This is a genomic window from Alteromonas sp. ISO5 (assembly GCF_058105165.1).
The window spans coordinates 4,041,801-4,055,776 of sequence record NZ_CM176572.1 but is presented as its reverse complement, the minus strand read 5'-3'; the positions used below and the strand labels follow the sequence as shown (position 1 = coordinate 4,055,776).

General features: G+C 48.8%; 15 protein-coding genes. 10 read left to right on the top strand and 5 right to left on the bottom strand.

Features of this window, described 5'->3' with window-relative positions; translation table 11 throughout:
* Positions 1-13: 13 nt before the first annotated feature.
* Positions 14-1,543: a fumarate hydratase gene (locus AC2T0J_RS18185; protein ID WP_489807171.1), complete on the bottom strand. Its 1,530-nt coding sequence runs from the start codon at positions 1,541-1,543 to the stop codon at positions 14-16.
* A 176-nt stretch (positions 1,544-1,719) separates the two neighbouring features.
* On the opposite strand from AC2T0J_RS18185, the gene pabB reads away from it, so the two are divergent.
* The 3 genes from pabB (at position 1,720) to AC2T0J_RS18170 (ending at position 5,207) form a co-directional block, all read left to right on the top strand.
* On the top strand, positions 1,720-3,138 hold the full coding sequence (pabB, locus tag AC2T0J_RS18180) for an aminodeoxychorismate synthase component I (RefSeq protein ID WP_489807170.1): 1,419 nt from the start codon (positions 1,720-1,722) through the stop codon (positions 3,136-3,138).
* Positions 3,131-3,709 carry a CoA pyrophosphatase gene (locus tag AC2T0J_RS18175; RefSeq protein ID WP_489807169.1) on the top strand — a complete coding sequence of 193 codons (579 nt, stop codon included), beginning with the start codon at positions 3,131-3,133 and terminating at the stop codon, positions 3,707-3,709. The genes pabB and AC2T0J_RS18175 overlap by 8 nt, the downstream gene beginning before the upstream one ends.
* Positions 3,710-3,836: 127 nt before the next feature.
* The gene (locus AC2T0J_RS18170; RefSeq protein WP_489807168.1) at positions 3,837-5,207 is read left to right on the top strand and encodes an L-serine ammonia-lyase; all 1,371 of its coding nucleotides are present in this window, start codon (positions 3,837-3,839) and stop codon (positions 5,205-5,207) included.
* Positions 5,208-5,484: 277 nt separating this feature from the next.
* Here the strand turns inward: AC2T0J_RS18170 and cysB are convergent, their stop codons facing one another.
* Positions 5,485-6,459, bottom strand: coding sequence for an HTH-type transcriptional regulator CysB (cysB, locus tag AC2T0J_RS18165; protein WP_489807167.1), 975 nt, complete (start codon positions 6,457-6,459; stop codon positions 5,485-5,487).
* A gap of 175 nt (positions 6,460-6,634) precedes the next feature.
* Between cysB and AC2T0J_RS18160 the strand changes: the two genes are divergently transcribed.
* The 4 genes from AC2T0J_RS18160 (at position 6,635) to AC2T0J_RS18145 (ending at position 9,297) form a co-directional block, all read left to right on the top strand.
* Positions 6,635-7,360: a sensor histidine kinase gene (locus AC2T0J_RS18160; RefSeq protein ID WP_489807166.1), complete on the top strand. Its 726-nt coding sequence runs from the start codon at positions 6,635-6,637 to the stop codon at positions 7,358-7,360.
* 58 nt (positions 7,361-7,418) lie between these two features.
* On the top strand, positions 7,419-8,180 hold the full coding sequence (locus AC2T0J_RS18155) for a hypothetical protein (protein WP_489807165.1): 762 nt from the start codon (positions 7,419-7,421) through the stop codon (positions 8,178-8,180).
* 150 nt (positions 8,181-8,330) lie between these two features.
* Positions 8,331-9,143, top strand: a complete 813-nt coding sequence (locus AC2T0J_RS18150) for a sugar phosphate isomerase/epimerase family protein (RefSeq protein WP_489807164.1) — start codon at positions 8,331-8,333, stop codon at positions 9,141-9,143.
* Positions 9,121-9,297, top strand: coding sequence for a hypothetical protein (locus AC2T0J_RS18145; RefSeq protein ID WP_489807163.1), 177 nt, complete (start codon positions 9,121-9,123; stop codon positions 9,295-9,297). The genes AC2T0J_RS18150 and AC2T0J_RS18145 overlap by 23 nt, the downstream gene beginning before the upstream one ends.
* A 33-nt stretch (positions 9,298-9,330) precedes the next feature.
* Here the strand turns inward: AC2T0J_RS18145 and AC2T0J_RS18140 are convergent, their stop codons facing one another.
* Positions 9,331-9,723, bottom strand: a complete 393-nt coding sequence (locus AC2T0J_RS18140) for a GlcG/HbpS family heme-binding protein (RefSeq protein ID WP_489807162.1) — start codon at positions 9,721-9,723, stop codon at positions 9,331-9,333.
* A 56-nt stretch (positions 9,724-9,779) separates the two neighbouring features.
* Complete coding sequence (locus tag AC2T0J_RS18135) at positions 9,780-10,673, bottom strand: LysR family transcriptional regulator (RefSeq protein WP_489807161.1); 894 nt, start codon at positions 10,671-10,673, stop codon at positions 9,780-9,782.
* 101 nt (positions 10,674-10,774) lie between these two features.
* Between AC2T0J_RS18135 and AC2T0J_RS18130 the strand changes: the two genes are divergently transcribed.
* From AC2T0J_RS18130 to AC2T0J_RS18120, 3 genes are all read left to right on the top strand, one after another.
* Positions 10,775-11,473: a CoA transferase subunit A gene (locus AC2T0J_RS18130; RefSeq protein WP_123326869.1), complete on the top strand. Its 699-nt coding sequence runs from the start codon at positions 10,775-10,777 to the stop codon at positions 11,471-11,473.
* Positions 11,474-11,482: 9 nt separating this feature from the next.
* The gene (locus AC2T0J_RS18125) at positions 11,483-12,142 is read left to right on the top strand and encodes a CoA transferase subunit B (RefSeq protein WP_489807160.1); all 660 of its coding nucleotides are present in this window, start codon (positions 11,483-11,485) and stop codon (positions 12,140-12,142) included.
* A gap of 124 nt (positions 12,143-12,266) precedes the next feature.
* The gene (locus AC2T0J_RS18120) at positions 12,267-13,592 is read left to right on the top strand and encodes a DEAD/DEAH box helicase (protein WP_489807159.1); all 1,326 of its coding nucleotides are present in this window, start codon (positions 12,267-12,269) and stop codon (positions 13,590-13,592) included.
* A 111-nt stretch (positions 13,593-13,703) separates the two neighbouring features.
* Here the strand turns inward: AC2T0J_RS18120 and AC2T0J_RS18115 are convergent, their stop codons facing one another.
* Positions 13,704-13,946: an EF-hand domain-containing protein gene (locus tag AC2T0J_RS18115; RefSeq protein ID WP_105935198.1), complete on the bottom strand. Its 243-nt coding sequence runs from the start codon at positions 13,944-13,946 to the stop codon at positions 13,704-13,706.
* Positions 13,947-13,976: the final 30 nt, after the last annotated feature.

Here is a 13,976-nt window from a genome sequence, read left to right as displayed (position 1 = left end):
TGTTAAATGCTGGTTATTTAGACAGTGCTTCGTCCAGTTCTGCAATTCTGGCTTTCCAGATAGCCGGGCCGGTCTGGTGAGCATTGGCACCGGTAGAATCTACCGCCACGGTTACCGGCATATCTTCTACTTCAAACTCATAGATGGCTTCCATCCCTAAGTCTTCAAAGGCCACCACTCGGGCTTTCTTAATGGCTTTAGAGACAAGGTAAGCTGCCCCGCCCACTGCCATCAGATAAACTGACTCGTGTTTAGCAATAGACTCAACCGTTGCAGGGCCGCGTTCGGCTTTACCAATCATGCCCGCAATACCGGTTTTTTCCAGCATCATGTCGGTGAATTTATCCATTCGGGTAGCAGTAGTCGGACCTGCCGGACCAACGACTTCGTCACCCACGGCATCTACCGGGCCTACGTAGTAAATAAACTTACCGTTCAGATCCACGCCTTCCGGCAAACCTTCACCATTTTCCAGCATGGTCTGAATGCGTTTGTGAGCGGCATCACGGCCAGTTAACATCTTACCGGACAGCAGCACGGTTTCGCCTACTTTCCATTCTTTGATGTCTTCTTTGGTCACCTCGTCCATATTCACGCGGCGAGTATTTTCGCTTACTTCCCAGGTGACTTCCGGCCATTCTTCCAGTTTAGGCGCTTTTAAATCTGCCGGGCCACTGCCGTCGAGATAGAAATGCGCATGGCGGGTTGCCGCGCAGTTCGGGATCATTGCCACGGGCTTAGAAGCGGCGTGAGTCGGTACCGATTTAATTTTCACATCCACCACGGTAGTTAATCCACCCAGCCCCTGTGCGCCGATACCCAGTTTGTTTACACGCTCGTAAATTTCCACCCGCAGCTTTTCATCGGTGGTTTGTGGGCCGCGTTCAATCAGTTCCTGAATGTCTACCGGGTCCATCAGACTTTCTTTGGCCAGTACCGCTGCTTTTTCGGCAGTACCACCAATGCCCAGGCCAAGCATACCAGGCGGACACCAACCAGCGCCCATGGTGGGTAAGGTTTTCAGTACCCATTCAACAATATCATCGCTGGGGTTTAACATTACCATTTTAGACTTGTTCTCAGAGCCACCGCCTTTGGCTGCGATCATCACTTCAATTTTATCGCCTGGCACGGTGTCGATGTGCACTACTGCCGGCGTATTATCTTTGGTGTTCTTACGGGCACCGGCAGGATCTTCAACAATAGAAGCCCGCAGCGGGTTATCCGGGTTTAAGTATGCACGGCGGGTACCTTCATCAACCATTTGCTGAACGGTCATGTCGGTTTTGTCCCAACTTACGCCCATGCCAATTTTCACGAAACAGGTAACAATACCGGTATCCTGGCACAGTGGACGTTTACCCTCGGCTGACATACGTGAGTTAATCAGGATTTGGGCCATAGCATCTTTTGCCGCCTGGCTTTCTTCCTTGAGATAGGCCTGTTCAACAGCCTTCACATAATCAAGTGGGTGGTAATAGGAAATGAACTGCAATGCATCTTCGATGCTATCGATAAAGTCTTGTTGACGAATTACGGTCATGGCGTCCTCTTATTTTTAGGCTCACATAGTCATCTAGACGAAGAAACCGTATACTACCGCATGTCGACAACTGGCACCATTAAAACCATCTGCGACTTTGGTGGAGTGAACGCACTCTGCCGGCAGCAGCAGGCTTGCCGTTAATTTGTTAGTGATATATACAAGAAAAGAACTGAATGCCACAGCCCCGATTTTCATTCCCGACAGAGACGCTGCAAATCACACCGGTAACACTACCGGCCAGAACACCACTGCAAGCCGTATTTCAGCATGTTGCCGGAGACAACTGGAGTCTTCTGTACGACTCTGGCAATTCTACGCAGAGCAACAGCCGTTACGACATCGCCATGTGGTCTCCAGCCCTCACCATAACCACCAAAGCGGGCACAACTGAAGTTCAGGCGCACGGTGAGAGGCTGGAAACCATTGCCTGTACAAACGAATCACCGCTGGACACGGCAAAACGTTATTTTAACGCGTTTCAGCAAAGCATTACCCTCGGTGCCGTCAATCAGCATTATGAAAAGCTACCTTTGGTGCTCGGACTGGCCGGGTTTTGCAGTTATGATCTAGGCCGCGATTATGAAACCCTGCCGGCTTTCAACCGCGATGAATACCAGTGCCCTGAAATGGCACTGGGGATCTACAACCGTGCACTGATTCATGATGTTCAGGACGACTGCTGGTATTTTTGTCACACCAGTGACATTGCCATACCTGATTTCAATCAATGGCTAAATAGCACGCCAAATTCCTTTACTATCAAAGGTGGCTGGCAAAGTAATATGAGCCAGGCGCAATACAGCGAAGCTTTATCAGCTGTGCACAACTATCTGGTGGCCGGTGATTGCTACCAGGTGAATTTTGCGCAACGCTTCACTACCCACTACGAAGGATGTTTATGGGCAGCTTACCGGACACTCACCCAGGCCAACAGCGTGCCATTTTCTGCGTTTATGCGTGTCGCTGGCAGCGCCGTACTGAGTTTGTCACCAGAGCGTTTTATTCAGTGTCGGAGCGGTATTATTGAAACCAAGCCGATTAAAGGCACCCGGCCGCGCTTTGCTAACCCGGTGGAAGATGCCACCAGTGCCGAGTCGCTGTTAACTGCCGAAAAAGACCGTGCCGAAAACCTGATGATAGTGGATCTTTTGCGAAACGATATCAGCAAACACAGTGTGCCTGGCAGCCTGCAGGTACCAGAGTTATTCAAACTTGAAAGCTATCCGGCAGTGCATCATATGGTCACCAGGATCACCAGTAAACTGGCAGCAGACAGTCACCCGCTGGACTTGCTTGCCGGCTGTTTCCCCGGAGGCTCCATTACCGGCGCGCCAAAAATTCGCGCGATGGAAATTATTGAAGAGCTGGAGCCCAATCGCCGTGGCATTTATTGTGGTAGCTTTTTGTATCTGGGCTTAAAGAACGATCTGGACTCAAGCATTTGTATCCGCACCTTGCTCGGTGAGCAAAATCAACTGTTCTGCTGGGCTGGTGGTGGTATTGTACTCGACTCCGATGCCGCTGAAGAATACCAGGAAACCCTTGATAAAGTGGCCCGCATCCTGCCAGTACTGGAGGCCTGTTGTGAATAAGGCCGCTTTTCTGCACCGCTTCCATTCGTCGCCGCCACTTGCGGTTGGTGACGATTACCCGCTTTCCTATGCCGGGCGTGCAGCAGGTGTTCTGGTACCGCTTATCGACCGACCTGAGGGGCTAACGGTGTTACTTACTCAACGGGCCTTGCACCTGGCCCACCACCCCGGGCAAATTAGCTTTCCCGGCGGTAAACAGGAAGAGCAGGATAAAGATTTAATCGACACGGCCCTGCGTGAAGCATGGGAAGAGATAGGCCTGCCCCGGCAGAATTGCCAGGTGATCGGTGTCATGCCTCAGCACCGCACTATCACCGGCTTTTGTATCACCGCCGTAGTAGCCATTGTAGAACCTGAATTCGATATCATCATCGACAGCAATGAGGTCAGCGACACTTTTGAAGTCCCGCTGGCGTTCCTGCTGGATACCAATAATTACATTACCGAGCACTTTCATCGCGGGCCACTCACCAACCCGATTCACTTTATTCCCTGGCAAAACCGCATGATTTGGGGCGCTACCGCTGCCTTGTTGCGTAACCTGGCGTCAATTTTTACTGACAACCCTTAATTGCCACGCACCAAGTGCCCGGCTTATTAATAAATATTCTCATGCTACCATTAGCTTAACTGGTTTGTACTGGTGCCCGTACACGGGCAGAATGGAAAGATAATTACAATAATGGTAAACGCATCTAATGATTAGTGTATTTGATATGTTCAGTGTGGGCATTGGCCCATCCAGTTCGCATACAGTTGGCCCGATGAACGCGGCGGCAGAATTTGTTGATCAACTTAAAAGCCAGCAACTTATCGGCCGGGTTACCCATGTAACCACCGAGTTATTCGGCTCATTAGGTCAAACCGGAAAGGGTCACGGTAGCGGTAAGGCGGTTATTCTGGGATTACTCGGCGAGCGCCCTGAAACTATTGATGTCGACAGTATCGACACCTGGCTGGCAGATATTGACTCTAACGAATCCCTCTTGCTCGGTGGGCAAACGTCGGTTCGCTTTCCGCGTAGCAAAGCCATTGTCTTTCATCGGCGTAAAACCCTGCCTCGGCACGCTAACGCCATGGCTTTACACGCCTATGAAGGTGAAACCCTGTTGTTGTCACAAACGTATTACTCCATTGGTGGCGGTTTTATTGTGCGTGACGACCAGTGGGATGTGGCCAAACAGGAAGCTAAGCAACTTAGCAATACCGTGCCTTTTAGTTTTCGTACCGCAACCGAGTTGCTGAGCTTGTGTAAAGAGCAGGGATTAAGTATCAGCGCGTTGATGCTTAAAAATGAACAAGCCCTGCATCCGGATAAAGACATAAAAACCCGCTTGCAGGACCTGTGGATGACTATGGATGCCTGTATCGGACGAGGTATTGAAAGTGAAGGTATTTTACCCGGCGGACTAAAGGTGATACGCCGCGCCCCCTCGCTTTACCACCGTCTGATGACCGAATACAGCGGCGATCCCATGCAACCTCTGGACTGGGTTAACCTGTTTGCCCTGGCCGTTAATGAAGAAAATGCCGCCGGTGGTCGAGTAGTAACTGCGCCTACCAATGGTGCCGCCGGGATTATTCCGGCGGTGCTCAAATACGTCGATAAATTCGTTAGACCGGTTGATAAAGACATTGCCAGTCGCTTTTTATTGACCGCCGGGGCAATAGGGATTTTGTATAAAGAAAATGCCTCGATTTCCGGTGCCGAAGTGGGCTGTCAGGGTGAAGTGGGCGTAGCCTGCTCGATGGCGGCCGGCGCGTTAACCGAAGTGCTGGGAGGGAACATCGCCGCGGTGGAATGCGCTGCCGAAATAGGTATGGAGCATAATCTGGGTCTTACCTGCGATCCGGTAGGAGGCCTGGTTCAGGTACCCTGTATAGAGCGTAATGCTATGGGGGCAATCAAGGCCATTAATGCATCACGCCTTGCACTACGCGGGACTGGCGAACAAAAAGTGTCTCTCGATAAAGTCATCAAAACCATGCGTGATACGGGTGCTGATATGAAAACCAAATACAAGGAAACCGCCCGCGGTGGTCTCGCGGTAAATATTATCGAGTGTTAGCATTCCCCACAGGATTGGGGGCGCCGCCAGGCTTTATATTCATGGCACGGTTATGCAGCTGCTACGCCAGTCGTAACCAGTGCGGCGCTCGCGGTGATTCTGATCGTTTCTGTTTTTCATCACATCACTGAACCTGTCACTTTAACGGCGATATAAAAACTCACTGCTCAAACAAATCCTAAAGCGGCTGCCAGAACGGTCTGTTTTAATGCCACATCGCCTTCCTTGAGACACCCGTATGTTAATGATTGCGGTACATCGCAGGTTGCCGGTTGGATTATTTCACCGGTAGGGTATGTCCTTTAAACATCCGCTCTACTTCATCGTTGTTTTTCAGCATCATCGCCTTCTCCACTTTGTCTTTGGTCAGATGCGGAGCAAAACGCTCGATAAAGTCAAACATGTAACTGCGCAGGAAGGACCCTTTACGGAAGCCGATTTTGGTGGTGCTGTATTCAAACATATGGCTAGCATCTATTTTGACCAGATCGGCATCGAGCTCTTCACTAACCGCCATGGAGGCAATCACGCCGATGCCTACCCCCAGTCTGACATAGGTTTTAATGACATCAGCATCGGTTGCAGTAAACACTATTTTCGGCGTTAATCCCGCTTTTTCGAAGGCATGGTCGAGCTCTGAACGGCCGGTAAACCCAAATACGTAAGTCACTAGCGGGTACTGTGCTACATCTTCTATCGTGATGGTGTTTTTCTTGGCCAATGGATGGTCTTTATTAACAATGACACTGCGATTCCAGTGGTAACACGGCAGCATCACCAGGTCGTTGTAAAGGTGTAAGGATTCGGTGGCTATGGCAAAGTCGGCCTCGCCTTTGGCTGCCAAATCGCTGATTTGCGACGGTGTGCCCTGGTGCATATGCAGAGAGACTTTGGGATATTTGTTCATAAAGCCTTTGATCACATCCGGTAAGGCGTATCTGGCCTGGGTGTGCGTCGTGGCAATATTGAGTTTGCCCTGATCAGGCAGGTTATGTTCGCGGGCTACTGCCTTAATGCTCTCTACCTTATTGAGGATCTCACGGGCAATATTGATCACCTCGTTGCCCGCCGGTGTCACGTGGGTTAAATGTTTGCCGCTACGGCCAAAGATCTGTACGCCGAGCTCATCTTCGAGCATTCGTACCTGTTTACTGATGCCGGGTTGTGAGGTAAATAAGCTTTCAGCAGTGGCTGATACGTTAAGGTTATTGTTCTGTACTTCGACAATGTATCTTAATTGTTGTAATTTCATTGTATATCCACGCGTAAACCTGACAACCGCCAACGCACACTCAAACGCTATAACCCAAGCAGAGTGTAAATCTGTGCTCAAGCTAATCGCATGCTTATGCAAAAGTAGAGGAATTAGTTATTATTATGTTGGATACTAGCATAAGCAAGTCTGAGAACAATTGGAAGTAACAGAAATGACAACCCGCTCTGAGAAAAACAACAGCGCCGAGCTCACTACCGACTCACAGTTTGATTTTTCAACTGTACTGGCTGCCGCCGTACACGATATGAAAAACTCACTGAATCTGTTAGTGCAGTCTGTTGAGCAAATCGTTTCCACACTTCCGCCGGAGCTCACAGAGACCCGCAGCCAGATTGTAGATTTGCACTACGAAGCCAATCGCATGAACACAGGCCTGGTGCAAATATTATCGCTTTACAGGGCTAACCGTGAAACCCTGCCGGTGATGATTGACCAGAGCTTTATCAATGAATTACTCGAAGATATTGTGTTATCCAATCAGCTCTATGCGAGTCAGAAGAATATTACAATTCAAAATCAGTGCACTGATGAACTCGCATGGTATCTCGACGCTGACCTCATGTATTTGTTAATTAATGATGTTTTGATCAATGCGCTTCGATATGGTAAATCAGACATTATTATCAATGCGTATCAACAAGATGGCTATTTAGTTGTTAAAGTAGAGGATGATGGCGACGGTTATCCTGACCATATGCTGGTTACTGTTGATACCAAACCTTCAGATTTTAACGTAACTCAGGGCCGCACCGGCCTGGGATTATACTTTGCGCATCTGATTGCCAGAGCGCATTCACAGGGCGAAAAACAGGGGTTTATTACCCTGTCTAACGGTGGAACTCTGGGTGGTGGCGTATTTGAAGTTAAAATCCCCTGAGTTCGGGCCGATAAACCAATAACAACGATAAAAGCAATACACAGACGGGAAGCACCGAATGACATTTATAATCATAATTGTACTGATAGTAGTGCTGGTAGTACTGGCCATTGTGGTCAATGCCTATCAACAGTACAAAGCGAAGATCGATGCCGAGCGTCGGGCCGAAGTGGCAAAGCAGCGCATGATCATCGATGAAACAGAAAATGTCCTGATGGCTACCTCACAGATGCCTATCTCCCAGGGACTAATTAAAATATTGCTTAAACGGATTGAGCGTGCCCTGCAGATTACTTACGAACTCAACACCAACTCACCTGATATTAAACAACACCTTGAAGACATCAGTGCACGAATCAAATCGATAGATCTTGAACCGGAAAATAGTAACCAGTTTGCGTTGCCTGAAACTGATAAAATGATCATCCAGTATATCCAGGCAGTTAAAAAACTCCGCGTAATGTTGCGCACCGAAAGAAGTAAAGGCAAGGTTGATGGCAGTACCTACCTGGAACAAGACAAGCGACTTGAGCGGTTACAGTTAAGAGTGAATGTAGAAACGCTAATACGCCGTGGTCGTGGTGCTCAGCAAACCAATATGCTCGGCTCTGCCCGACAATACTACGAAAAAGCCATTGCAGCACTTGAAGCCCAGTCCCAACCGGATGAGTTTGTGCAGTCCCGGCTGGAATGGTTAAACCAACAGTTAAAAGGCATTCAGGAAAACCTTAAAAACGCCAATGCTCAGGACCGCGCTAAACGCCGGGAAGAAGAGCGTGATGAACTGGACGAATTGTTTGCCCCTAAGAAAAAGTGGTAATCCGTCTGCAGCTTGCACAGGCGTAACCGACGTTTAAACAGCGTCTGATTCGCTCCAGAGGTAATTTGTTACCCCTCTTAACTTTTACATTTTCGTTACACGTATTCTGTGCTACCGTCAGATTTTTAAAACAGTCCTTCGGAGTTGTACATGGCATTTGGCCGACGTCATTTTTTAAAGTCCAGTGCAGCGTTAGCCACCCTGGCCGGCTCACCTCTGCTGTGGTCCTGTTCTGACCAGAAAACCACAGCTAACTGTAACAGCGGCGCTGAATATGGTGTCCAGCTGTATATGTTCAGAGAAAGCTTCGCCAATGATCCGACAGGCACGCTGGCACAGATAGCCGCTATGGGGTTCTCTCAGGTCGAACCCTTTGGCTTAGGTGGCTTTATTGGCATTCCCGGTGCGCCATTTTTCGGCCTGTCGCTAAACGAAATCGCCGCCACACTCAACGCCGTCAATCTTAAAACACCGACTGCCCACGTCAGTGGTAAACTGGATGACCTGAATCATACCAATGAACTGGCCACTAAACTGGGCATCGACTACTTTATTGAGCCGCTGGCAGAAGAATTGCTGGCTTTTAACAACGGTAAAGTAAGCATCGCCGTGCCGGATACGGCCGATAAGGTACTGCAGATGGCCGACAGAATTAATCTTCGTGGCAAAAAGTTCCACGATCAGGGGTTTGGCTTCGCTTACCACAACCACCACATGGAATTTGCAAAGGTTGAGGGAAAAACGATTCTCGATTGGCTTATGGAGAACACCGATCCGAACTATGTAAAACTGCAATTAGATCTGGGCTGGGTGGCCGTTGCCGATATTGCACCACTAGAAGCGCTTAAAAAATATGGCAGGCGTGTAATTAGTTGTCACATGAAAGACCGTGATTACAGTATTCGGGTCAGCCCGGATGAAACCGATGAACTGATGCCTGATGCCAGAGGCATTACAGGTTAAAGCCCCCGGTCAGGGCGGAATCGACTTTACGCCTATTCTGACCCATCTGGATGAACTGAATATTCTGAACCGGTACGTGGAAGTGGATGTTACGGCGAAACCTTATGAAGACGCCAAATTTGGTCTGGCCCATCTGCAAAACGTTTGTCGCTAAACACGCTCTGATTGGGCTGCATAGGCCCAACCTTCATTCTAACGCGGCTTTGGCAATCGCTAAGTCTTCTTCAGCACTACCACCAGAAATCCCAATCGCACCTAGTTGAATGTCGCCTGAAAAAATGGGCACACCACCATTAAATCCCATTAAGTTGTCGTTCGATAACTCAAATCCCGTGAGCTGTTCATTGCGAATCAGCGCACCAAGCTGGCCAGACTCCAGAGGAAACAGAGCTGAGGTACGGGCTTTCTTAATGGCAATATCCACCGAACCAAGAAAAGCCCCATCCATGCGTTCAAAGGCCACTAAATGGGCTCCGCTGTCGACAATGGCAATACATACTGTTATGCCCAGCTGTTCAGATTTACTAATAGCCTTGGCAATATGGCGTCGTGCCGCCTCAAGAGTCATGGGGGTCGTCATAAGCATTCCGTAGTAGTTTTTTGCTTACCTTGCCCAATTTAAGCAACTGATTCAATTTACAAATTTGTAGGGTAATCGGAAACAACCTGATGCCAGAGCGTTTGTGCCGCCACCGCCATAACACCGCGATTAGCCCTCACCATACCGACCCGTTTTACCAGCGGGCTGTCCTCTATATCCCGGCAGATTAGTCCCTTGCGTAACATTTGCTCAAGACATAAAGACGGTACCACTGAAATTCCCAGGCCATGAGCAATCAACTGACCAATGGTGCCGTACTGGCCAGTTTCCGCCACAATGTTCAACTGCCCATACTCGGCCGTCATTTTTTCTGTCCACTGACGCACACTGGAGCCACGATTCGGTGAAATAAATGGCTGGCTGACAATATCTTCAAGCGTAATAGTCCGACTGGCACTGAGTGAATGATCAGCCGGCATAACGGCGACAAAACGATCGGTAAACAACGGAAAAAACTCCAGATTATCGTTACTCTCCGGTTCGAAACAAAAACCAATGTCTGCCCGACCAGACAGCACAGCCTGGAGAGTCTCCTCCATAATCACATCCAGTATCCGCACCCGGATATTACTGAACTGCTGATGGAACCGCACCAGAATACCCGGTAGTTTGGACTCAGCAAAGGACGGCATAGCCGCGACAGACAGCCGCCCCTGAGCCATGGCAAACAGGTTCTGAACACCTTCTACGGCGTCATCCCAGTCGTGGAGTAGTCGGCGAGCATGGGGTAAGAAGGTTTCGCCTTCCGGAGTGAGCTGTACCCGCCGCGTTGTGCGGCTAAAAAGCTGACCGCCCAGTTGCTCCTCCATTTTTTTAATTGAGCTGGATAACGCTGGCTGAGTAACAAACAGTTTTTCCGCGGCTTCGGCAAAGGTGGCAGATTCAGCCACACATATAAAAGCCTGCATATTACGGTATGAGATACTCATATTAATAAATTTTTCTTATTAAAAGTGATATTTAATTAATTTTACAAAATTTTAACTCTGATTGATACTGGCTTCGTTCATTACTTAAAGGAGAGTATGTTATGTCTGGTTTCGATAAAGTCGTATCCAGTTACGAAGCCGCGATGGAAGGGTTAGAAGATAACATGACCGTCATCGCCGGTGGATTTGGCCTGTGTGGTATTCCCGAGGGCAGCATTGCCCAAATCAAAAAAATGGGCACCAAAGGGCTGACAATCGTATCAAATAACTGTGGTGTAGATGGCTTTGGTCTGGGCATTCTGCTCGAAGATAAGCAAATAAAAAAGATGATTTCATCTTATGTGGGCGAAAACGCCTTGTTTGAACAGCAGTTGCTTAACGGCGAACTGGAAGTCGAACTCACACCACAAGGTACGCTGGCAGAAAAAATGCGTGCAGGCGGTGCCGGTATTCCGGCTTTTTATACGGCAACCGGATACGGTACCCCGGTAGGTGAAGGAAAAGAAGTCAAAGAGTTTAATGGTCGTCCCTATATTCTGGAAGAATCCATTACCGGTGACTTCGCTATAGTTAAAGCGTGGAAAGCTGACCGTTACGGTAACTGTATTTACCGCCACACGGCACAGAATTTTAATCCAATGGCCGCAACAGCCGGTAAGATCACCGTAGTGGAAGTGGAAGAAATCGTCGAACCGGGTACATTAGATCCGGCTCACATTCATACGCCGGGCATTTATGTGGATCGGGTTATCCAGGGCACGTTTGAAAAACGTATCGAACGTCGCGTAACGGCTAAATAGGAGGCAGTCATGGCATTAACAAGAGATCAGATTGCGATGCGCGTGGCGCAGGAGTTTCAGGACGGTAATTATGTCAACCTGGGAATTGGTATCCCTACCCTGGCAGCGAACTACGTACCAGACGGTATCAGCGTAATGCTACAGTCAGAAAATGGCTTACTGGGTATGGGCCGTTACCCTACCGAGGAAGAAGTTGACGCGGACATGATCAACGCGGGTAAAGAAACCGTGACGGCTATTACCGGCGCATCCATTTTTAGCTCAGCAGAAAGCTTTGCCATGATCCGTGGCGGGCATGTGGACTTTACCGTGCTGGGTGCGTTTGAAGTGGACGTAAATGGTAATATTGCCTCGTGGATGATCCCAGGTAAACTTATTAAAGGTATGGGCGGCGCGATGGACTTAGTAGCCGGTGCGAAAAACATTATTGTGACTATGACCCACGCCGACAAACACGGCAACTCAAAGTTATTGCAGGAATGCACCCTGCCGCTGACCGGCGTTAACTGTATTACCCGTATCATTACCGACTTAGCGGTACTGGAAGTCAAAGACGGCGCGTTTTATCTGCGCGAACGGGCTCCTGGCGTTTCGGTAGATGAGATTAAAGAAAAAACCGCGGGTAAACTGGTGGTAGAGGGTGACGTGCCGGAAATGGCCTTCGCCTGATTATAATTCGCTTGAAAAAGGGGCAACCGGGCATACCGACTTGCCCCTTCTTTTTGGCTTGTGACTTTACTCAGGTACGTAATCAGGGATAATAGGCGCGGATCTAAACCGGAGCGAACCAACCTTGTTAATTACTGACTTACCTGTACACCATACCCTTATCAGCCGCATAGAAGATAAAGGCTTTACCGAACTCACTGAAGTTCAGGAAAAAACCATTCTGCCGGCTCTGCTGGGTAAGGATATTATTGCCTCTTCCAAAACTGGCTCAGGTAAGACTCTGGCGTTTTTAATCCCTGCCGTGCATCGCTTGCTCACGCAAAAAGCCTTAAGCCGACAGGATCCCCGCATCCTTATCCTCGCCCCTACCCGAGAACTGGCCAAACAGGTCTTTGGTGAAGCAAAATGGCTGTGCCAGAAGAAAAACCTCGCCACAGCCTTAATTGTGGGCGGCGATAATTATAACGATCAAACCAAGGTGTTGCGCCGCAACCCGCCTATTATTGTCGGTACGCCAGGCCGGGTAGCCGATCATTTAGAAGATAAAAGCTTTTTTATTAACGGCCTGGAAATGCTGATTTTTGATGAAGCCGACCGCATGCTCGATTTAGGCTTTGCTCAGGCGCTTAACCTGATTAACCGCAAGGCCGATCACCGTAAACGCCAGACCATGTTATTCTCGGCCACCATGGATCATGTTGAACTGAACCATGTGTTGGACTCATTGCTCAAAGCACCGGTACGGATAGCCATTGGCAGTGCCGCGGCAGAGCATACCGACATAAGCCAAACGCTTTATTTTGCCGAGAGTATTGAGCACAAAGATGCCCTGCTGTGTGACCAGCTAATCAATAACACCTACAACCAGGCCATTGTATTTACCGCCACCCGGGATGATGCTGAGCGACTCAGCACCATGCTGGGTGAAAGTTTACCTAGTCGCACGTCTCAGCCACTGAGAGGCGATTACGCGCAGTCAAAACGCTCATTGGTGATGAATGAATTTGCCCGTGGCCAGTTTGATATCCTGGTAACCACTGATGTGGCCTCACGAGGTCTTGATTTGTCCAAAGTGGGGCTGGTGATTAACTACGACATGCCGAAACACCCGGAAGAGTATATCCACCGGATTGGTCGTACCGGACGGGCAGGAAATCATGGCGCAGCCGTATCGTTCGTTGGTAAACGCGACTGGCAAAGCTTTTCGGCATTAAAGCAACAACTCGCTTATCCGTTAGAACCACAGCAGCACGAAATTCTGCCTTCCAGATTTAGCGGCATTAAACCTAAACCCGCTAAACCCCAAAAAGCAGCGAAAGCGGGTAAATCTGCAGAACAGAATGCAGATCATCCGGTTAAAAAGGCCCAACGGGTAAGAACCATGACCGGTGAAGATATAGGCCATATGCCGATGCGCAAAAAGCCACGCACCGATCCAAAAGAAGATTAAACCCACAGCACTATTGATGAGTGAACATGTAAAAAACCATCTCCAGAGGAGATAGTTTAAGGTTGACAAAAAAAGCCGCTCAAAAGCGGCTTTTTTTATTCTGCGTAGGACTTAGTATTCCCACCAGCACTCCTGCCACCAGGCAAGAAATTCTTCAAAGTCGATATACCCATCGTGGTTTTCATCGATAAGTTTAAAGCCCTCTTCTACGTGACTGACTTTGGTTTTAGGTGAAATTACCGTCAGTAATTCAATAAATTCCTGCAGGTCGATCTGACCGTTACCATCACGGTCAAAGAAGCTAAAATCTTTTTGAATCGCTTCTACTTTTTCGGGTGTTAATTCAGTAGACACTGTCTGATTCCCTGTCGGTTTCCAATAAGA

What these genes read in the sequence shown, in the direction of transcription:
- AC2T0J_RS18160 (WP_489807166.1), top strand. Translation starts at nt 6,635, where the DNA reads ATGACAACCCGCTCTGAGAAAAACAACAGCGCCGAGCTCACTACCGAC.
- AC2T0J_RS18135 (WP_489807161.1), bottom strand. Translation starts at nt 10,673, where the DNA reads ATGAGTATCTCATACCGTAATATGCAGGCTTTTATATGTGTGGCTGAA.
- AC2T0J_RS18170 (WP_489807168.1), top strand. Translation starts at nt 3,837, where the DNA reads ATGATTAGTGTATTTGATATGTTCAGTGTGGGCATTGGCCCATCCAGT.
- AC2T0J_RS18155 (WP_489807165.1), top strand. Translation starts at nt 7,419, where the DNA reads ATGACATTTATAATCATAATTGTACTGATAGTAGTGCTGGTAGTACTG.
- AC2T0J_RS18130 (WP_123326869.1), top strand. Translation starts at nt 10,775, where the DNA reads ATGTCTGGTTTCGATAAAGTCGTATCCAGTTACGAAGCCGCGATGGAA.
- pabB (WP_489807170.1), top strand. Translation starts at nt 1,720, where the DNA reads ATGCCACAGCCCCGATTTTCATTCCCGACAGAGACGCTGCAAATCACA.
- AC2T0J_RS18125 (WP_489807160.1), top strand. Translation starts at nt 11,483, where the DNA reads ATGGCATTAACAAGAGATCAGATTGCGATGCGCGTGGCGCAGGAGTTT.
- cysB (WP_489807167.1), bottom strand. Translation starts at nt 6,459, where the DNA reads ATGAAATTACAACAATTAAGATACATTGTCGAAGTACAGAACAATAAC.
- AC2T0J_RS18150 (WP_489807164.1), top strand. Translation starts at nt 8,331, where the DNA reads ATGGCATTTGGCCGACGTCATTTTTTAAAGTCCAGTGCAGCGTTAGCC.
- AC2T0J_RS18140 (WP_489807162.1), bottom strand. Translation starts at nt 9,723, where the DNA reads ATGACGACCCCCATGACTCTTGAGGCGGCACGACGCCATATTGCCAAG.
- AC2T0J_RS18145 (WP_489807163.1), top strand. Translation starts at nt 9,121, where the DNA reads ATGCCAGAGGCATTACAGGTTAAAGCCCCCGGTCAGGGCGGAATCGAC.
- AC2T0J_RS18185 (WP_489807171.1), bottom strand. Translation starts at nt 1,543, where the DNA reads ATGACCGTAATTCGTCAACAAGACTTTATCGATAGCATCGAAGATGCA.